At 44.4% G+C, this 19757-nt stretch carries 18 protein-coding genes and 1 pseudogene; 11 read left to right on the forward strand and 8 right to left on the reverse strand.

The window, feature by feature from the left end:
- The first annotated feature begins 53 nt into the window (after window positions 1-53).
- Together AAFP11_RS12355 and AAFP11_RS12360 are read left to right on the forward strand one after the other, a co-directional pair.
- Complete coding sequence (locus AAFP11_RS12355; RefSeq protein ID WP_341737343.1) at window positions 54-3116, forward strand: MFS transporter; 3063 nt, start codon at window positions 54-56, stop codon at window positions 3114-3116.
- 377 nt (window positions 3117-3493) lie between these two features.
- Window positions 3494-3973, forward strand: a complete 480-nt coding sequence (locus AAFP11_RS12360; protein ID WP_341737344.1) for an orange carotenoid protein N-terminal domain-containing protein — start codon at window positions 3494-3496, stop codon at window positions 3971-3973.
- A gap of 217 nt (window positions 3974-4190) precedes the next feature.
- Here the strand turns inward: AAFP11_RS12360 and AAFP11_RS12365 are convergent, their stop codons facing one another.
- A complete protein-coding gene (locus tag AAFP11_RS12365; RefSeq protein WP_341737345.1) occupies window positions 4191-4865 on the reverse strand; it encodes an acetoacetate decarboxylase family protein in 675 nt (224 codons plus the stop codon).
- A 203-nt stretch (window positions 4866-5068) separates the two neighbouring features.
- Between AAFP11_RS12365 and AAFP11_RS12370 the strand changes: the two genes are divergently transcribed.
- The 3 genes from AAFP11_RS12370 to AAFP11_RS12380 all read left to right on the forward strand — a co-directional run bounded on the left by AAFP11_RS12370 (window position 5069) and on the right by AAFP11_RS12380 (window position 7946).
- Window positions 5069-5731, forward strand: a complete 663-nt coding sequence (locus AAFP11_RS12370; protein ID WP_341737346.1) for a glycerol-3-phosphate ABC transporter substrate-binding protein — start codon at window positions 5069-5071, stop codon at window positions 5729-5731.
- A 146-nt stretch (window positions 5732-5877) separates the two neighbouring features.
- On the forward strand, window positions 5878-6732 hold the full coding sequence (locus AAFP11_RS12375) for a hypothetical protein (RefSeq protein WP_341737347.1): 855 nt from the start codon (window positions 5878-5880) through the stop codon (window positions 6730-6732).
- On the forward strand, window positions 6729-7946 hold the full coding sequence (locus tag AAFP11_RS12380) for a tetratricopeptide repeat protein (RefSeq protein WP_341737348.1): 1218 nt from the start codon (window positions 6729-6731) through the stop codon (window positions 7944-7946). Before AAFP11_RS12375 ends, AAFP11_RS12380 begins: the two co-directional genes overlap by 4 nt.
- A gap of 161 nt (window positions 7947-8107) precedes the next feature.
- Here AAFP11_RS12380 and AAFP11_RS12385 read toward each other — a convergent pair whose 3' ends face one another.
- From AAFP11_RS12385 to AAFP11_RS12395, 3 genes are all read right to left on the reverse strand, one after another.
- A complete protein-coding gene (locus tag AAFP11_RS12385) occupies window positions 8108-9589 on the reverse strand; it encodes an S-layer homology domain-containing protein (RefSeq protein WP_341737349.1) in 1482 nt (493 codons plus the stop codon).
- A gap of 85 nt (window positions 9590-9674) precedes the next feature.
- Window positions 9675-10664, reverse strand: coding sequence for a hypothetical protein (locus tag AAFP11_RS12390; protein ID WP_341737350.1), 990 nt, complete (start codon window positions 10662-10664; stop codon window positions 9675-9677).
- 19 nt (window positions 10665-10683) lie between these two features.
- On the reverse strand, window positions 10684-11358 hold the full coding sequence (locus AAFP11_RS12395) for a polysaccharide deacetylase family protein (protein ID WP_341737351.1): 675 nt from the start codon (window positions 11356-11358) through the stop codon (window positions 10684-10686).
- 218 nt (window positions 11359-11576) lie between these two features.
- Here AAFP11_RS12395 and AAFP11_RS12400 point away from each other — a divergent pair, with 218 nt between their 5' ends.
- From AAFP11_RS12400 to AAFP11_RS12420, 5 genes and pseudogenes are all read left to right on the forward strand, one after another.
- Window positions 11577-12344, forward strand: coding sequence for a ChaB family protein (locus tag AAFP11_RS12400; protein WP_341737352.1), 768 nt, complete (start codon window positions 11577-11579; stop codon window positions 12342-12344).
- A gap of 336 nt (window positions 12345-12680) precedes the next feature.
- The gene (rd, locus tag AAFP11_RS12405; protein ID WP_341737353.1) at window positions 12681-12839 is read left to right on the forward strand and encodes a rubredoxin; all 159 of its coding nucleotides are present in this window, start codon (window positions 12681-12683) and stop codon (window positions 12837-12839) included.
- A gap of 12 nt (window positions 12840-12851) precedes the next feature.
- The gene (locus AAFP11_RS12410; protein ID WP_341737354.1) at window positions 12852-14135 is read left to right on the forward strand and encodes an NAD(P)/FAD-dependent oxidoreductase; all 1284 of its coding nucleotides are present in this window, start codon (window positions 12852-12854) and stop codon (window positions 14133-14135) included.
- Window positions 14136-14260: 125 nt separating this feature from the next.
- The gene (locus AAFP11_RS12415) at window positions 14261-14941 is read left to right on the forward strand and encodes a hypothetical protein (RefSeq protein WP_341737355.1); all 681 of its coding nucleotides are present in this window, start codon (window positions 14261-14263) and stop codon (window positions 14939-14941) included.
- Window positions 14942-15046: 105 nt separating this feature from the next.
- Window positions 15047-15688: pseudogene (locus AAFP11_RS12420) on the forward strand (transposase); the annotation flags it as partial.
- A 197-nt stretch (window positions 15689-15885) separates the two neighbouring features.
- On the opposite strand, the gene AAFP11_RS12425 reads toward AAFP11_RS12420, so the two are convergent.
- The 4 genes from AAFP11_RS12425 to AAFP11_RS12440 all read right to left on the reverse strand — a co-directional run bounded on the left by AAFP11_RS12425 (window position 15886) and on the right by AAFP11_RS12440 (window position 18158).
- Entirely contained in the window at window positions 15886-16470 is a 585-nt protein-coding gene (locus tag AAFP11_RS12425; RefSeq protein WP_341737356.1) for a Uma2 family endonuclease, read from the reverse strand.
- A 52-nt stretch (window positions 16471-16522) separates the two neighbouring features.
- A complete protein-coding gene (locus AAFP11_RS12430; protein ID WP_341737357.1) occupies window positions 16523-17269 on the reverse strand; it encodes a HEAT repeat domain-containing protein in 747 nt (248 codons plus the stop codon).
- A gap of 144 nt (window positions 17270-17413) precedes the next feature.
- Window positions 17414-17950, reverse strand: a complete 537-nt coding sequence (locus tag AAFP11_RS12435) for a GNAT family N-acetyltransferase (protein ID WP_341737358.1) — start codon at window positions 17948-17950, stop codon at window positions 17414-17416.
- A gap of 4 nt (window positions 17951-17954) precedes the next feature.
- Entirely contained in the window at window positions 17955-18158 is a 204-nt protein-coding gene (locus AAFP11_RS12440) for a hypothetical protein (protein ID WP_341737359.1), read from the reverse strand.
- 137 nt (window positions 18159-18295) lie between these two features.
- Between AAFP11_RS12440 and AAFP11_RS12445 the strand changes: the two genes are divergently transcribed.
- The gene (locus AAFP11_RS12445; RefSeq protein ID WP_341737360.1) at window positions 18296-19663 is read left to right on the forward strand and encodes an Mbeg1-like protein; all 1368 of its coding nucleotides are present in this window, start codon (window positions 18296-18298) and stop codon (window positions 19661-19663) included.
- Window positions 19664-19757: the final 94 nt, after the last annotated feature.

Consider the following 19757-nt stretch of genomic DNA (forward strand, 5'->3'; position numbering starts at 1 on the left):
TGGGGGATAGATTTCATTATGCCTAATCAGGCTGAAAATTTAGGAGGTAAATTATGTTAGAAAACGTACCATTCGACCACCCGGATATCGGAGGGCTAATGTTTTTAAGCCCACAGTTCTTTGTAGCCTTAATCGCCGGAGTGATTATGGCTTTCGGCTTCCAATTTTTGTTAACCAATTTCTCGATCGCAGCCAAAATATCTAATTGGGATGAAGCTTTACCCGATGACGATGACGAGTCAGAAAGTTTAGGCACGAAAGTTCGGAAAACAGAAAGTCTAGTAGGCGGTTGGATTTTAGTGACAGTCAACATAGCCTTATTTTTGGCTTGTTTTCTCGCAGTCAAACTAACTTCTATTGCTAGCGTAGATGGAGCGGCAATTATTGGTGTTGTCATCTGGGCTGCGTACTTTTTAACACTTGTATGGCTGGGTTCTAGCGCAGTCGGTTCCTTGATTGGTTCCTTGATGAAAACAGTATTTTCCGGCGTTCAAGGCGTGATGGGTACTGCCGGTGCAGCCATGAGCGGGAAGATGGCTAGCGACCAAATGGTCAATACTGTAGAGGCATCTATAGCCGCTGTTCGCCGCGAATTGAGTTCGGCGGTAGACCCCGATAGCATTCGCGAAACAGTACAAGATTATGTTGGTTCTTTGCAGTTACCGAAGCTAGATGTCAAAGAAATTCGCGGTCAATTTGAAAAGTTGCTGGGCGATGCGGATATCAAATCTTTGGCAGGAAGCGATGTTCTGAAAAATGTTAACCGCCAGACTTTTGTAGATTTAGTTAGCAGTCGCACTGATTTTTCCAAAGATGAAATAAATCAAGTTGCAGACCAACTTGAAGGCGTCTGGAAGCAAGCATTCGGTCAGCAGCAACAACAACAAGACCCCAAGTTAGAGTTGGTTAACTTTCTTAAGTCGGCGGCACCGGATTTGCTGAAGTCTGATGAACTGAATGCCAAACTATCTCAAGTTTTGGCAACTACAGAAAACAAATCTGAGTCTAGCAATGGCATGAACCGCGCGATGCAGTTGGGTGTCGAAGCTCTAGTCGGAACTTTGTTGTCGCGGACGGATTTGTCGGATTTAGATGTGGAAAAAATTTCTGGTAAGTTACAGGAATTCACTGCTAAAGGAACGGAAACAGCTAAATCTCTGGGGTCTAAGGTGGCGGACAAATTGCCTGCTTTGCCTTTCAATACTGTTAAGGCTGATGTAGAAAATTATTTGGTTAACGCTCAGCCTTGGCATTTAAACAGAGAGACAATCAAACAGGAATTTAGGGATGTGATCTACGATCCTGACGCTTCTCCTAGGGCTGTTTTGCGCCAGTTAGAGATGTTGAATCCAGAGTATTTTGTAGGGGTGCTCAACCGTCGCGAGGGGTTAGATTCAGAACAGGCTGCGGAAATTACAGCACAGCTTGAAAGTATCCGCATGGAAGTTTTGGAAACTCTGCAAACTGCTGCGGGTCAAGAACAGTCTCAAGATTTGCGGAGTCGGATTGAAAATTATTTGCGATCGACTGGTAAGGAAGAATTGAATCCTGAAGGTATCGAGAAGGATTTTCAAGCGCTTTTGGAAGACCGGGATGCTGGTTTTGAGGCTTTGCGCGATCGCCTGTCGCAATTCGATCGCGATACTTTGGTACAGTTGCTAGGTCAGCGGGAAGATTTCAGCCCCGAAGAAGCCGACCAATTAATCAGTCGCCTCGAAAGTTCGCGCGATCGAGTGATTTCTAAAGCTCAGGAATTGCAAGAACAAGCGAAATCGAAAGCGCAAGAATTGCGCCAAAAGGTAGAAGAATACCTCCGCAATACTAACAAGGAAGAACTCAATCCTGAAGGTATTGAGCGCGAGTTCCAAACTTTGTTTGAAGACCCGCAAGCAGGCTTTAAGGCGCTGAAGGAACGCTTATCTCAATTCGATCGCGATACCCTGGTGCAGTTGCTGTCGCAGCGCCAAGACCTCAGCGAAGAACAGGTAAATCAGGCGATCGACCGGATTGAATCTGTGCGCGATAACATTATCAACGCGCCGCAAATAGTTGCAGATAAAGCTAAGCAGCAGTACGAAGAAGTTACTACTAAGATTGGCGATTACTTGCGGAATACCAACCTGGAAGAACTAGATCCAGAAGGTATTAACCGAGATTTGACCAAACTATTTGAGAATCCGAAAGAGGGTGCTTTGGCTTTGCGCGAAAGACTTTCTCATGTTGATCGCGAAACTTTGGTCAAGTTGCTTTCACAACGGGAAGATTTGAGCGAAGAACAGATCAATCGGACGATCGATCGCATCTTGGATGAGATCCGCAGCATTGTTAAATCTCCGCGCCGGTTGGCCTCTCGCGCTCAAGCAACTGTGCGGGATTTCCAAGGAAGTCTGGAAAATTACTTGCGGAATACTAACAAGGAAGAACTCAATCCTGAAAGTATTAAACGGGATTTACAATTGTTGTTTAGCGAACCCGGAATGGGGATACAGAATTTGGGCGATCGCCTCAAGCAGTTCGATCGAGCGACTCTGGTAGCCTTGCTGTCACAGCGGCAGGATATTTCGGAAGAAGAAGCTAACAAAATTGCCGACCAAATTGAAACCGTTCGCAACCAATTTGTCGAACAAGTTCAAATGGTTCAGGACAAGTTTCAGTCAGCACTAGACGGTATTTTCGGAAAAATTCGGGATTATCTCAATTCCCTGGAGCGCCCGGAACTTAATTATGAAGGTATCAAGCGCGATTTCCGCAAAGTATTTGACGATCCCCAGGCAGGATTTGAGGCGATTAAGGAACGTGTAAGTCAGTTCGATCGGGAAACTTTAGTTGCTGTAATTAGCTCTCGTCCAGATATTTCCGAAGCTAATGCTAACAAAATTATCGACCAGATTGAAGGAGCACGGGACACGGTTCTGTCGCGCTCAGAACGCCTGCAAGAGTCAGCGAAAAAACGCATCAAACAACTTAAGGAGAAGGCTAAACACCAAGCAGAAGAAGCGCGGGAAGCTGCTGCAAGTGCTGCTTGGTGGTTGTTCGGTACGGCTCTCACTTCTGTAGCTGTTTCGGCTTTAGCAGGTGCGATCGCAGTCGGAGGCATTTCAGGTTTACTTAGCTAAAGTTTAAAAGAGTTTGATCTACAATTCTCCTGATGATAGGCTAGCCAAAAGCTAGCCTTTTTTTTGAATGAAACCCGGTCAGCTTTAGATCCCAGCCTTCTTCAAGAAGTCTGGGATCTATTTTTTGAGGTCCGATCGATCTGCTAAACAATCTTAATCAGTAGCAGATACAACAATCTTGTCCAATCCGCCTCATTCTTTGGTTATAATTTTTTCACTTTTGGGCGAATTTACTGCCATAAATTAGGTTGGGGATCATCTCTGTCTTAAGCAAGATTCTAGGTGCAGTATTTATTCGCTAACTTTTATTAAGAAGTAAAAACAGTTTTCCAAATTAATCAGAAAACTGAGCAATAAATTACCCTTTGGAGGCTCAAATGACATTTACCACCACCAGCGCTTACGACCAAGGAAAAGCAGACATCAAGACCTTGAGTGTAGACGACCAATTAGGTTTACTGTGGTTTGTTTACACAGAAATGGGCAAATCGATTACCCCTGCTGCTCCCGGTGCTGCTGGTTCCGAAATCGCTCAGGGTTTGTTCGATCGCGTCAAGGAATTGCCCCACGAAGAACAACTGCAAGTGATGCGCGATATTGCCTCAAAAGCGAATACTGAGATTAGCCGCATTTATGGCTCCCTGAGTCCAGAAACAAAGCTGGCTTTTTGGTATTTCTTAGCAGTCGGAATGGACGAAGGAACTATTATTCCCATGCCTGCTGACTATCAGCTACCAGAAGCAGGAAAAGCATTATTAGGCAAGATTGAAGGCATGGACTTTCAGCAGCAAATTGATTTTCTGCGCGGTACTGTTTTAGAAATGGGTGCAGAAGCTGCTCCGGGCGCTGGCATTTAAAAAAATTAGCAATTTTTACATAATTTATGCTGTGAGAACCCCGAATTATTTAATAATTCGGGGTTCTGAGTTTTATCAAGATTTTAGCACTTGCTTAGTTAAGTAAGTCCACCTAATTAAATGCAAGATTCAAATCGCTCAAAAGCTTACTGGCTTGCTATTCTTCACATCGATCCTCTTCCTTCTTCACATCGATCCTCTTCCTTCTTCCTGATACTTAATAGCTGAACTTAACTGCTCTGTTACCGACAACTTCCGGCCCATTTGCGATTAAATGTAGTTCTTCGCAGGCAACAGTTAGCAAAGGCTGACCTAAGTTTAACCTGGAAAAATGGCTCTCTTGAGGTATTTCTAATTCGCCTCGAATTAATCCGGTGCGACATTGAAATTGTCCTTGAAAAAATAGCAAATTATTGCTGTTGGCACTGAAAACATTGCCACTCAAAGACAGCGGTAACGCCCAACCTTGTTGACTGTAACTGAGACTGCACAGTTGACAGTTTCCTTGACGCACAGTGATGCGGTATCCCAGGGATGATGCTTTGATCGAATCGCTGCCTTCCCAACTAAATTGAGCTATTTCTTTAGGTAGTCCCCAAATCTCGCGTCCGCCTGCTACAGAGTTAGGATTGTCTACATAAATGTGGGAAATCCAAGCGCCCCATTTGCCACCATAATTGGCTATCCCACTAACTATAATTAATTCGTTATATTCCATTACGGAACCTAACCCATAGGAGGAGAAATAAATTCCACCCAGGGTTTTTCCGGGAAACAAAGAGATGATTTCTAACTCCGAAGGAACCAGGGGGCGCACGAGTGCAACATCTACTAATTGTAAAGTGGCGATCGCGTATCCTTGCAACTTCCAAGGTGCAGGTGGATATATCATTTTAAGTGATTTTAACCTGAATACTTTATATTTATTTTAGCTTAGGGTCTAAAAAGTAACAACCCTTTGTATTTCTTCACATATTGTTAATAATTTGACGTGTATAAAAATATCAATATGTTTATTTTTATTAAATAGTTGACATTTACTCAAAATTTACATACTCTCTAGTTGTGGATACTTAAAAGGGAACCTAAACCTATATGCTGACATCTTACAAACCAGATGTTTTCGATTGTTTAGATCATTTTTTCACTGCGAAAGACCTGCTAGAGCAAGCCAAAGACAAAATGACAGAACTGGGCGCGATCGTCCGCCGTCACGGTTTGCAAAAGCAGGTTGGTATCTGTTTGCTGCACAAACACTTCGACCTTTTCGATAACGAAAGATTGGTTGAAGAATTTGATGGCAACAATGCTTATATCAAGCCCACGGCAGAATACAGTGATGCTATTCCCTATATGTGGAAGGTAGAACACAATCCAATATCTGGCGAATCGGTTTGGTTTCCCTTAGAGTTTGTCAAAGTTACTGATGCTGTATCAGCAGCAGTGGAACGGTCAGAAGCAGTGGTCAACAATGCTGAATTTCTTCAGGAAATTGCGGAGAAATTGTCAGAATTGGGCATGACTAATATGTTTGGAATCAGCATTTTGCACCGAGATGCAATTAAAGTTGCTGACGGCGAAATTTTGGTAGAAAGTACAGACGACGAAGCCCGCGTCTTGACTTTTTCATCAGTTCCCCGCCCGGATATTGACCCCGCAACTTTAACGCAAACTCTCTGGCAGTTTCCGAATGCAGAAGGGTTTGAAGTAGGGGCTATGTGCTCTCACTGCACTCACTGCACTCACTGCACTCATTAAACAAAATTGCGGCAATAAGGCAATGATTTTGTAGTCAGGACTTGAGTCCTTCCCAGTTCGTAGTAAGGACGTCAGTCCTGACTGTAGATATTCAGAATAAAGGACTAAACTCCTTACTACAAACTGGTTTTTATGATTGAGCAAAAATGTCCCATCTTCGCCGGAGTATAGTAATTTATCGGTGTCAAAATCTGGAATTAGAAACTACAGAACCAGATTTGCAAATTCCTAGAGTGTGGCTGAGTTCAGGTACGCAGCCAGCTTTTGATAACGTACCAGGGAGAATTCAATATTGTGAAGGGGCTTTTATGCCTCAAGAACCTTGGAGAGAACCGACAACCGAGGAGTCGGCTTTGCTGTGGACACAGGAACCACCGCCAAGTTATTCAGGTGTAGGAATTGTGCGTTTACCGTCGGATATTTTAGCTTTGTTGGCTGCTTCCGGTATGGCTGCGCTAACAACTCCGCTACAGGTTGCTGAGTTTAAAACTGAGGAAAAATGCCGACAGGTGCTTGACAACTTAATTGAGTATTTTAAGCCTTTTTGTATGTCGGATGCGCCACCAGTTATCGGCGGTATGGGAGGCAGACAGTCGGGATTGAGTACGGCGACAATTGATAATAAACGGGGATGTCGCAACGGTTTGCATACTGATAGTTGGGACGGACTGCCACTGGCGAAAAAGCAGGAGTCAACTAATAGAATTTGTGTCAACTTAGGTTTAGACAGCCGTTACTTTTTGTTTATTAATTTGACTGAGATGGATATTTTTGAAATGTTGGGCTGTCGCGACTCGGATGTTAACAAACCTTGGACGAGACAGTTAACCAATGAGTTTATGCAGCGCTATCCAGATTATCCTGTTGTGAAACTGAGAATTGCACCGGGAGAGGCTTACATTGCTCCGACTGAGAATATGATTCATGATGCTTCCACTGCTCAAATGAAGCATTTAGATATTAAGGTAATGATGCGTGGTTATTACAGGATTCCATTATGAGTTTTGATGACTGTACTTTGGCAGATTCACTAAAACTAGAGGGGAAATTGGAGGAGGCGATCGCCCTTTATGAAACTGCGGTTAAACTTAATCCAAAATCGCCCTTAGCTTACCACAATTTGGGAAAAGCGCTGCAACAAAATGGGCAAATTGAAAAGGCAGTCGTCTGTCAGCAACAAGCTATTATCCTGCAACCAAACTTTACACCTGCTTACTTCCCCCTACTATACGCGCCGCTGCCTAAAAATTCTCCGCTAATTGACGATATTATTGCTGTTTACCGCCAAGTTATCGAAAATTTGCCCAATTTTCCGTTAGCTTATATTAACTTGGCAGTGGCGCTGAGCAAGCAGGGAAAAATTCAGGAGTCGATCGCACTTTTTCAAACCGCAGTCCGTTTACAAACTGTAGCATCTCGCCCGGAATTGTCGAAAATAGAGTGGAATTCCGAAAAATTGCGATCGCCCGATTTCACAATCATCGGTTCTCCGAGATGCGGCACAACTTCGCTATACAAATATATCACTTCCCACCCTCAAATTTTAGCCACTGCCAATAAAGAAATCTGTTTTTTTTCCGAACATTTCAACAAAGGACTTGCTTGGTATCAAGCGCATTTTCCCCCGGAAACAGAGGGACACGATTTTTTGACAGGAGAAGCAACTCCTACCTATCTCACGCACCCGCTGGCGGCAGAAAGACTGTACGGGTGCTTACCAAAAATGAAGCTGATTGTGATTTTGAGACATCCGGGCGATCGGGCTTTTTCGCACTATCAAATGCTTGTCAGGCGCGGTACGGAAAGCCGGAGTTTTGAAAGTGCGATCGAGGCAGAATTACAATTGTTGCATGGCGCTACAGAAACAAGTTTAGCAGATAGAAATAATTGGAAAGATTGTCATTATATTTACAAAAGCCTTTATTTTTACAGTCTCAAGCAGTGGCTGAATATTTTCCCCAAAGACCAGTTTTTAATTTTGCAAAGCGAAGATTTTTATGCGAATCCAGCTATTTCACTCCAACAAGTTTTTGAATTCTTAGGTGTGCCGGATTTTCAACTCAATCACTACCAAAAATATAATGGTGCTAATTATCAGCCAGGGAATCAAGTAGCAAATCAGCGATTGCGGGAGTATTTCCAGCCACACAATCAGAAATTAGATGAATATCTAAATTCTGTAGGGGCGGGTTTCACCAACAATACATGGCTATAACTAAAGATTAAAACAAACCCGCCCCCACCAAGCGGTAAATCATCATGTAAATTCTTTGAATTAGTTGTGTGGGGGCGGGTTGATTGAAAGTGGGAATTAGATATTTTTCGTAAAACCCGCCCCTAATATCCGCGTTAATCTGTGGCTAAAAACCTCACAATTTACTTAGTAGCGTAACCAGTATTTACCAAAAACTCGCGCAACTTGCCAAAAAACTCAGTGCGATCGCGCCCTTGATAAACCCTCTCCAATAACAGCCAACTTTCCACCTGCTGTCCCAGTACATACTGGTTCGCCATATAAGCAGCGAAAACCCCTTTAGCCTCCTTATTTTCACTTAAACGCTTGTTAGATTCCAACCAAAGTTCACAGGAGTTGGTATAGACTTCCACCGGATACTGCTTAGTTACATCCTGCATTTTACCTTGACGGTATTGCCAAATTTGCAGTGGTAGCCGCGAATCAGCATAACTTGTAAAAGCCTCGGCAAATCGCCCATCTAGACTTTTGAACTCTGGGATATCATTTTTGCCAAAATCGACAATTTCATAGCTCACATTGCCCCAGAAATGCTTGATATGAGTGTATTTTTTGGTCGCCGAGTCGTAGCGATAAATAAACGAATAATTGCAACAGTTAGAGCCGCTCTTGGTGGAGACCAACTCGGCCAACACTTCCGGTTCCTTGTCCCCATCAAAATCCCTGACTCGCAGTGATAAAAACCGCCCTTCTGAAACTTCTTCGCTGGGTTTTCTGTCTGGGTAGTCTACTAGAGAACGGGTCGGAATTAGCACAGGTTCTTCCAATAAAGTTTGACCATCGCGGATAATTTTAATTCGCATATTTTTAGCGTTTTCCGCTTCTTTCACAAAGGAAAATTCGGCCCGAACTTTCTCTAATTCCGAGATTTCTGTGGTTCTAGGTGGCCCAACATTAGGTGGAACTTGGGCGACATATTGGGAGGGAACTAAGGCTGTTTGTCCTGGTTTCGCAACTGCTTGACACAGGAAAGTTGCTACTTCGGCGCGAGTCGCGTTGCGAGTTGGTTCTAGTTGTTTGACAGCGGGATAATTGACCACCAGTTGTTTTTCGGCGGCGGCGGCGATCGCATTTCTTACCGGTTCTGGAATTTCCCGCACATCCTCAAAAGTTGCATCCAAAATTTCAGCCGCAGGTCCAGTGGGTGTATATTTCAATCCGCTGGTTAAAGCCACTAAAACTTGCCACCGAGAAATATTCAAAGTTGGGTTAAAAATACTGCCACTGTAACCGGACATAAAGCCTGTTTGATAAACTTCTCGAATAGCTTGAAAGCCCCAATAATTCGTAGGAATATCTACAAAAGTAATGGGATTACGGACAGTTTTTGCATCAGGAAAAGCCTTGCGAAGCATCGCCGCAAATTCAGCGCGACTGACAGGGCGATTTGGTCGAAAAGTGCCGTCTTCGTAGTAGCCTGTAATTATTTTTTTATCGGCTAAATCTTCGATACAAGCTTGAGCCCAATGGTCTTGTACATCCTTGAATTTAGCTTGAGCAAATGCCGGACTTAGATTTGTGCCCGGAAGCAGCAAATTTCCCAGGATTATCCCCAAAGCTACCAGGAAAGCAATGAATGCTTGACTTTTGTGCGATCGAACCATACAGCATCCTCCTTTGTCACCACATTTGCGATCGAAACTTACGCAAGGTTTACATAGTATTAGGTATTCTACCCTGATTTAGCACTTATTGAGAATCTAAAGTAATCTCCATCGTTAATTGAGTTTTTATTGTCGATTCTTGAGGACTACCAGCACTTTTAACACTCATTTCGCTATTGGAATTCATAGAAACAGCAGAGCGAACAGGCATTAATTTATCCAACCGGATTGTGGATTCTCCCCTACCTTGAGAAGCCAAAGATTGGAGATTTATATTAGAGCCGGCCGGAAGTTGGGGCGAGTTGACACTTTGGGGTTTTGCTTGCTGTTCTAAACCTATATTCAAAACTGCAACTCCCTCTTGAAAACTCATCAATTCATAGGTAGCAATATTGTTGACATTAATTCCGTTAGAATTTAGCGGAAAATCCAATCTCCATTTAGCTCCTTTGCCGACTGCTTCTGCTGGCAGTTGCACTGAAAGTTGCTCTATAGATTGAGACATTTGTCTAATTATTTGCTTGAAGTTATTGTCAGCTCCTGCTGGCACAATAAACTCACCTCCTTTGGTGAAGCCGCGACTGTCCATGATGAAAGCTCCTTTCAATCCTACCAGTTTTTTGACTGCGGAACGCATACTTTCGAGCGCCGTGGCGGGAGCATTTGTACTATCGCTAGTGACATCTGCCTTAGTGTAAGAAAACTGATAGTGAATATCGCCATTGGCATCAATCTTAGTAGCTTCGGTTTCCATAGTCACCACCGATGTGGGGATTTTTATTTCCTGGGCAGACTGACCACTAGCAGATATTTTCATGCCCATTTTTATAGTCATCAAGGTTGTTTGCTTGACATTCAGAGCGGGTTTTAAACGCATTTGCTGTCGCGGTTCTGCTCCCAGATTTATTATTTGGATTTGAGGGGGTTGGGAGGTACGAATGGGCATGGAGTTGTCCGTAGCTGGCGGCTGCTGTGCTACAATTGGAGGCTGTGCAATAACGGCAGCCGGCATCAGCTCGATCGCCCTTCCGGCACTCAAAAAACCAATAGATGCCATAAACAGTGCTTTTTTCATGAATTAATGCTGAAATGAGTTAATTTTTGACCTGTTGCCAAAGTTGTTCTATGCTAACAAAATTGTAACCTCTTGCCAAAAGCAAGGGAATAATTTTTGCCGCAGCCGCCGCCACATCTTCGCCACCGCAATAACCGTCATGCAGTACAATAATTGAACCGTTTCCAGTTTGCTCCATGACGCGGTTGACAACTGTCAAAACCCCCGGCCGCACCCAATCTTCTGGGACAACACTCCACATCACAGGCCGATATTCCCACTGTTTTAATAACTGGAGTGTTTGAGGTGTAAAAAAGCCATTGGGAGGCCGCACATCGCGGATTAGTTTGGGGTCGAAATTGCAAGCTTTGGAAATAGCTTTTTGCGTATCTTCTAAACTTTGCTTTAATTCCTGTGGTTTGAGTTTGGGAAAGGCTACGTGTTGGTAGCCGTGGAGACCGATCCAGTGTCCGCGATCGCAAACTTGTTTAGCCACTTCTGGGTGTCTGTCAACGCAAAAACCCAGCCAGAAAAAACTAGCTGTAATATTATATTTGTCTAAAACTTTTAACAGTTGAGGTGTGTGCTGTCGGTGGGGTCCGTCATCAAAAGTTAGGGCAATTTTGCGACTGTTGACATCTCCCGTCCACAAGCATCCGGGAAAAGCTGTTTTGAGAATCGGGTGAACAACTGGAAATAAAGGTGCTAGCTGCATTAATTAACCTATAAAAATTGAGTTACTCTACTATATAAATCTTCAGAAAAACCACGCTCTGACAGGTTGAATCAGCTTAATTAAATTTTAACTCCTTTGATAGAGTACCCAGAGAACTGCTAGCTAGAGACCTCTATCTCAAGGTCGATGCGATTAGCCTAGGATGTAATCATATACTAAAAATCGTAACTAATCAACCAAAACTGAAGGTCCGAAAAATGACAGAAGCATATTTAGCAGAACGTACAGTGTCAGCCGTATTTAAAGAAGAAGAACAATTAGACGGTGTGATTAGACGGCTGCTCGATCGCGGTGTGTCCCGCGACCACATTTCAGTAATGGGGAAAAATTTTCAGTCCAAAACTAAAATTGCTGGGTTTCTGACTAAAAAAGATGTAATTTTAGGTGGTTTGCGCAGTGGGGCAATTTTTGGTTCGTTATTCGGTTCTTTTTTGGGTTTGCTAACAGGTGTTGGCGTGTTATTTATTCCCTTTGTCGGTGCTGTAGTATCGGCGGGCCCCTTGGGTGCTGTATTGTTGGGTGCAGCTAGTGGGGCGATCGCCGGTTCTGCGGGTGCTGGTTTAGTCTCGGCCTTAGTCGCTTTGGGAATGCCCGAAGACAAAGCAACTATTTATCAAACCCGCGTGGAAGCAGGAGAATTCCTGGTAATGGCAGAAGTTCCGGCCGACAGAAGTGGGGAATTTCAACTATTATTAGAAAGTGCGGGTGGCGAAGAAATAGCTATTAGCGAAATGACACTGCCACGAGCTTGCACAGGTCGTTGTAGTAGTCCGGCAGATTTGTCTCCAGAAGTGCGATCGCACCTGTCGGAAGCAGCTCAAAAAACATTTATGGAATCCTACAACGCCGCCTTTGATGAAAGCAAAGACTCTATACAAGCGGAACACACCGCATGGGAAACTATTCATCAGCAGTACGAAGAAGACGAACATGGCGTTTGGACCAAGCCTTTAGTCAAAGTCTAGTTCCCAGAAAGTGGTAAATTAATAAAAGATAGAGTTTAGCCTCTAGAACTTCGGTTCTGGGGGCTTGTGCAATTTTAGATGGTAGATTGGGAAAAACTGAATGTGTAATAGTTGAAAACTTGCCTAAAGAAGGGTGCTATGGGAAAATTATACCATTTATCTAAAATCGTGTAACAATCTTTGACCCCCCCTAATTGACCCCCCCTAACCCCCCCCTTATAAAGGGGAGGGACAGGACTACTGTTGCATTCTTTTTTAAAATTGGTATCATTATAATACTAATGTTACTTTGTCAAGTACAATATAGATATTTACGAGTTCAAACTCAGTGGATCAATGCAAAAATACGTCTGTACAATTTGCAATTACGTCTATGACCCAGAAGTCGGCGACCCGGAATCGGGAATAGCTCCCGGTACTGCCTTTGAGGATATCCCCGATGATTGGGTTTGTCCCACTTGCGGGGCAAAAAAATCCGATTTTGAACCAGCATAAGCGAGAAAAGAATTGTCCAATCGAAGCCTTAAAATTACAGTGGTCGGCGGCGGTGCAGCGGGGTTTTTTAGTGCAATTACCTGTGCTAAAATGTACCCCCAAGCCCGCGTCACTTTATTAGAAGCTGGGAGGCAACTCCTGGCAAAAGTTCGCATCTCTGGTGGGGGCCGCTGCAACGCAACTCATGCTTGTTTTGACCCCGCTATTTTAGTACAGAATTACCCCAGAGGAGGGAAAGCTCTACGCGGTGCATTTACTCGATTTCAACCGCGGGATACTGTCGAATGGTTTGCTAGTCATTCTGTTACATTGAAAACTGAAGCAGATGGGCGAATGTTTCCGGTGACAGACGATTCTGCGACAATTGTTAATTGTTTGATCCGGGCCGCTGAGGATGCTGGGGTGCAAATTCGCACTGGTGATGCGGTAGTTTCGGTCAAGCAATTAACCTCGGATATCGGGGAGGGCCCGCACAGTTCGGCTTCGCTCACTGACCGCGGGGACACCGCCCCTAGGTTTGAAATTGAGTTGAAGTCGGGGGAGCAATTAAAGTGCGATCGCCTGCTTCTGGCTACTGGTAGCAATCCCTCTGGTTTCAAGTGGGCAAAAGATTTAGGTCACACCATCGAACCGCCTGTTCCTTCTCTATTTACTTTTAACATTTATGATAGCAGAATTCAAGATTTAGCTGGAGTTTCTGTTGCTAATGCTAAGGTAAAATTGCCAGGAGCAAAATTAGAACAAACCGGACCTTTATTAATTACTCACTGGGGTGTGAGTGGGCCTGCTGTACTCAAACTTTCGGCTTGGGGTGCTAGATTTTTGCACGATCGCCATTATCGCACTCCTGTATTAATAAATTGGCTTCCGCAGTACAACCCAGAAGTTTTGCGACAGCAATTGTTAGGGGTGAAGTCCCAGTTGTCCCACCGATTGGTTGTCTCTAGTTGTCCGTTTCCGATTCCGCGTCGCCTGTGGGAACGTTTGACAAGTGCGATCGGCATTGACGAGCCAAAACGCTGGGCCGATATCTCCAATAAAACCCTCGACAAACTCCTCCAAGAGCTGGTCCAAGGCGAATATCAGATAACAGGAAAAGGCGCATTTAAGGAAGAATTCGTCACCTGTGGGGGCGTTAACTTAAAAGAAGTCGATTTCAAAACAATGGAAAGTCGCCGCTGTCGGGGACTTTACTTTGCTGGGGAAATCTTGGATATCGACGGCGTAACAGGTGGTTTCAACTTCCAAAGTGCTTGGACTACGGCGTGGCTGGCTGGAAATGCGATCGGCACATGAACAGGCGAATTACTGGCAAATATTAAAATTTGTGTTAATTTTAATATGGAACGCATAAATTGTGCATCCTGTTCAGCCTGTAAAAAAAATTCGCAGTTTTGCCTAGTCAACATCGGGTCAAACACATGAAAAAGTTAAAGCTGAAAACCCCAGAAGTCCATCGCAACTTTGAATGCCATTTTGACTCACCTTTCATCGAAACAAATGGCTTACTGGAACTCCACCCAGAATTTACAACTCCTGAATTTTTAACCAACTGGAATTTTGAGACAAACCTGTACGAAGAACCTGTTTGGATCGACCACTTTGTCATCACATTTCCCAGTCGCACAGCCTTAGAAAAATACGCCCAATCTTTCCGCCCATTCGGCGCAAAAACAGTCGAAGGACCAGACTTATTTCCCATTAACTTTTGTGCAGAAAACATTAATATTCCCTCGGATTTGTGGCTGCATTTAATGACCTTATTAATGCCAGCCGGCGGCTTAGTCGTATTAGATGCACCCCACGCAGCAGGCGACCAAACATACCGCTTCCAACAACAAAGAGGATTAGAAGCAGTTCACCACGTCGCGATTCGAGTTGAAAACGTGCAAAATGCTGCTATAATATGGGAAAATAAAAACTTCAAACCCCTATCCCAGCAGCCTCTAAATTCCAGCTTGTTAACTCAGTGGTTCCTGCAAAACCCCGCCGGACAAATCATCGAATTAATCGAACGCCACCCCGGCAACAACGCCACCTTTGACTGCAAAAACATCGCAGGTTTACGCCTCAGCGAAGAAGTTCGGCAACGGATTATGTAAGGAATGTAACGGATGGAAAGAAGTCCGAGGGCAAAAAGAAGAAAATTCCCAAGGCCCAATTCCCCATTCCCAATGCCCCGTTCCCCATTACCAATCACAAAATATATAGATGTTGGGTTGAACCATTTTTATACTGACAGCGACGGCGAAACGGTTGCCAATCCTCGGTATCTCCGAAAAAGCGAGAAAGCTTTGAAGAGATTGCATTCGCGAGTTTCTCGGAAAAAGAAAGGTTCTAAAAGTCGAAAAAAAGCGCTCAACAAGTTAGGAAGAAAACACCTGAAGGTTAGTCGGCAGCGTAAAGACTTCGCCATAAAAACGGCGTTGTGCGCGGTAAAATCTAACGATTTTGTAGCCTACGAAAACCTTCAAGTGCGGAATATGGTGAAAAACCACAAGCTTGCTAAATCAATTAGTGATGCAGCATGGTCACAATTTGCTGTCTGGTTGGAATATTTTGGGAAAGTGTACGGTAAAACCGTGAGTGCGGTCGCGCCTGAATACACGTCACAAGAATGTTCAAACTGTGGCAACATGGTTAGGAAAACTCTGTCAACTCGAACCCATATTTGTGATTGCGGTACGGTATTAGATCGCGATCATAACGCAGCTCGCAACATTTTGGTTAAAGGGTTGAAGCAGGAAAAAATTAATTTAAATACGGTGGGGCACACCGAAATTCACGCTCGGGGACAGACCGATCTCTACTCGCTGGTGGTAGCATCAACGAGCAAATCGACTGGCTGATCCAAGAATCCCTGCGCCTTTAGGCCAGGGAGTGTCAAGATATGATAGTGCGTCGGGAACCTGACTTGTTAGATTAGCATTAGGACTTATCCGAAATCTGAGGGGAGCATCCTTTTTTATCAGAAAACTGGGTTTAAAACCCCGTTGTTCTAGGACGGCTTTTCTTGTTCGCGGAAGCGGGTGGTGAGTATATCTATCTAGGCTTCAAAACCTGGTACTTTGCGATAGATATCTGGCAGAGTTAACTCACAATCCACACTAGGCAAATAGAGAAACTGCGATCGCTCTACCCCTACTCTATCTGTCACTTCATGTCGCAGCCATAGACCATCCTTAAGGGTGTAATGAACGATTTGTTGCTGAGTCTGGCTGACTAACACATAGTCTTCTAATGTGGAACAGGTTTGGTAATCGGCAAACTTTTCCGTACTATCAAAATTTGCCGTAGATTTTGATAACACTTCAATAATCAGTTTAGGGTAGCGGATAAAATCTTCGGTGGTCGTGATGTCCTCTGGATGGCAAGTCACAACAACATCGGGGTAATAGTAACAGTCTGCCGTTTCTAGCCTCACCTTAATATCCGATGCCATCACTAAACATGGAGTTGAATCCAGATGATTACCTAAAAGCCGACTCAAATTTGAGCTGAGAACCACATGGGGTTTTTTAGCCCCAGCCATCGCGTAGACACGCCCCCGACGGTACTCGTGCTTGATGGGGCTGACACGCTCAGCTTCTAGGTAGTCTTCGGGGGAGATGTAAAAGTGTTGGGCAACCATAGAAGGTGAAGATGACTGAGAAGGGCTATAGTGTTTTATTGTACTAATTATCTCACAAAATTCCTTCCATCTCTAAGTCTTCAATTATCTGCAAACCGCGCGGATCGCCGACTCGCAACAGCGAAGATTTAGCATCTTCTCGCACGCCCATATCTTCGTCTTCTTCTAAAGATTCAATCAAAGCATCGATCGCCCCGGCATACACTACATTATTCGGCAATTCGCGGGCTAGTTGCCCGATCGCCCAAGCAGAATTACTTCGCACAGCAGACACAGCATCTCGCCGCAGCGATTGAATCAACGGCGGAATCGCAGCAATCACCACATAGTAACCAACCTTTGCCATCTGACCGAGGGAACTGGCAGCCCACAAACGCACCGCTGAAATATCAGTTTTCAAAGCATCAATTAAAGGTACTAAAGCGCGATGATCCCGGCAATTGCCCAGAGCCCAAACTACTCCTTTGCGAACGTAACCGTTCCAATCGCGGTTTAGTTGGTCAATCAGGGGTTCCACAGCATCGGGACTCGGATTTCTGCCCAAGGCATAGGCCGCGCTCACCCGCACTAAGGGGCAGCCGTCTCTCAACAAAATAATTAAATGTGGAATTGCTCGATCGTCTTGCAATTCGCAAAAAGCCCGCGCCGCCGTCATTCGGTGCTGAGCTTCTGGAGATTCGAGCAAAAGGAGCATTTCCTCTGGATCTGGCAGCGGGGGTTCGGATTCGTCGAGTTGATCCAAATAGCTTTCCAGTTCCAGGTCAGTATCAATGGCGATCGGGTAGTCGTTATTGTGCATAAAAAAACTTTACTGCACTGAGGATGCTCCTGGGCAACTCAGTCGGTTGGCGGTTGTCGGTTGGCGGTTATGGGTTGGCGGTTATGGGTTGGCAGTTATCTGTTGTCTGCCCCCAATCAGGAATAACGAATAACAACTAACCAATTATAGAGATTTTATCATCGAGAGGGAATGACTTTTATATCCTAATTTTTGATAAAGATTCAATGCTGGCTGATTACTGATAAATACTTGCAAACCAATTTGTCGATCGCCCCTTTTTTTTGCCCAATTTTCCGCATGATTAACTAAGGACTTACCGATTCCCAGACGGCGGTGTTCCCGCGATACATAAAGCAGAAAAATGTGAGAGTAGCGTTCCCCGCTGCATTGGTCGATCGCATTTCCCAACCACAAACATCCCACAGCGGATTTGAGATTTTGAACTTGAGATTTCGGCTTTGGTTGAGAAGACGGAAGTGCCGATAAATTTGCTTCCTCTTCCCCCATGTTGTTCTGACACTCAACCAACCAAAGCGGCGTCTGCTTGGAAAAATATTGCTCAACGGTTTGAGCCAAATGTCCCAATTCCCCATCTGGGTAAAGCTCTCCGTAGGTCCGGTGCATAAACTTTACCAAAATTGCCCGATCGAGTCCAGAACCCGATCGCAGCCTATAGCCCGGTATCAGATCCCCAGACATCTGATTAGCCAACACAGTTCGGGGAATAGTTGAAGCCCAACAAAATCTGATGCACCGAGGCCGCTTGCTTTTGTTGACTCACTTCCTCAATCGGTGCTGGGGCCGCCATGTCAGCCGGCAAAAAGATGCGAGCGCTGACTGCTACGAGGGCAGCGAAAAATACTAATACCGCTATCAATGGAGCAATGTATTGACGAATGATAGTCATAAGCGCAAAAATCTTAATTTGGAACTGGATAATTTAAAGTATACCATATAAATGCGATCGGTTATAATTAATTTAAATGCACAATTAGGTCGCTGACTGGGCGGTCATCAATACCAACAAACACCAAACATAATATTATGAGTTCCTCCCCTGCGGTTTATGAAGCTCTAGCCAAATCAATTGTTTATTTGAACGATCGACCAGACTCGCAAAATCTAGTGGCGCGTTTTTTGGACACTAACGGCTACTATATCGATCGCATCTTCGACGATCCCCAAACAGGTCTGTATGCGATCGGCTTCGGTGCAGTAGATCCCAAAACCCCCCCCGTTCTGGTATTTCGGGGCACCGACTTTATCGGCGACGATGCTATATTTTCCGACTCGCGCAACATTGGTTTTGCCGAATTTGAAAACAACAAAGATGCGATCGAAAACTGGCTCCAAGAAATCGGGAAAAATAAATCTCAAAATCCCAATCAGTTATTGCCAGATGCGATCGGTCACAGTGCAGGCGGTGCTATAGCTCAAATAGTCGCCACCGAATTTACTTCGATTACTGGGGATATATTTACTTTCAACTCTCCCGGAGTCTCAAAGACTACAGTCAATGCTTTCAATAAAAATCTGACCAGAATTGGCAACAAAAATGTTAATCACTACATCGTCAGCGGAGATATCATCAGCCTGTTTGGCGAACAATTTTTACCAGGAAAAGTATTTGTTCAAACTTTTACAGACCCCAATATTGAGCCACTAACTGTCTTAGCCAAGCATCGTTCCGAAAAGCTGCTCACTAATCCCCCCGCAGGTTTTTTCCAAAGGCAAATTGCTGTAGAAGACTTGAACAGTCCAGAATTTACCTATAACAACGACTCCGATTTTAATGAATTTATAGCGGCGATGAACTTTGCCCTACCAGAAGTGTCAATAGCAATCAGAACCAGAGCAGGTGCAGAAAGTTTGAGAACCGCTTCAGAATTCTCTTTGGTGGAACTCATCAAAGAAATTCAAATTGGTTTAGCTCCCCTACAACCAAACTATTTATTAGGAGACGATCGCAACAATGCAGCCACCGGGGGCAGTGGAGATGATACGATTATCGGCAACGGCGGTAACGATACTCTCAGGGGTAATAGAGGTAACGACAGTATCACTGGCGGTGGCGGAGACGACTTCTTATACGGCGGCAGAAATAACGATTATTTAAACGGAGGCGACGGAGACGATTTGATTGCAGGCGAGTTGGGCAACGATGTTTTAATTGGTGGCAGTGGACGCGATCGTTTTGTATTAGAATCCGGTGGGGGCTCAGATACAATCGTAGACTTTGAAGACTCTCAAGATTTAATTGCACTATCGCGGGGTCTAACTTTTGCTCAGATTAAAATTACTCAAGGTAATGACGGAGTTTTAATTAGTCTCCTGAATAATGGCGAAATTCTTGCTAATATTACTGGCGTATCTGCCAGTCAGATTTCGCGGCCAGATTTTGTCCAGATTTAGATAATTTCTGATTCCTAGTGAAGACTTTAGTCCTCATCATCGGGAGCGATAATGACTAAAGTCCTGATTGACACACCATTCCTTCTTGTCCCAA

The organism is Microcoleus sp. CAWBG640, from assembly GCF_020883015.1.
Classification (GTDB): Bacteria; Cyanobacteriota; Cyanobacteriia; order Cyanobacteriales; family Microcoleaceae; genus Microcoleus; species Microcoleus anatoxicus.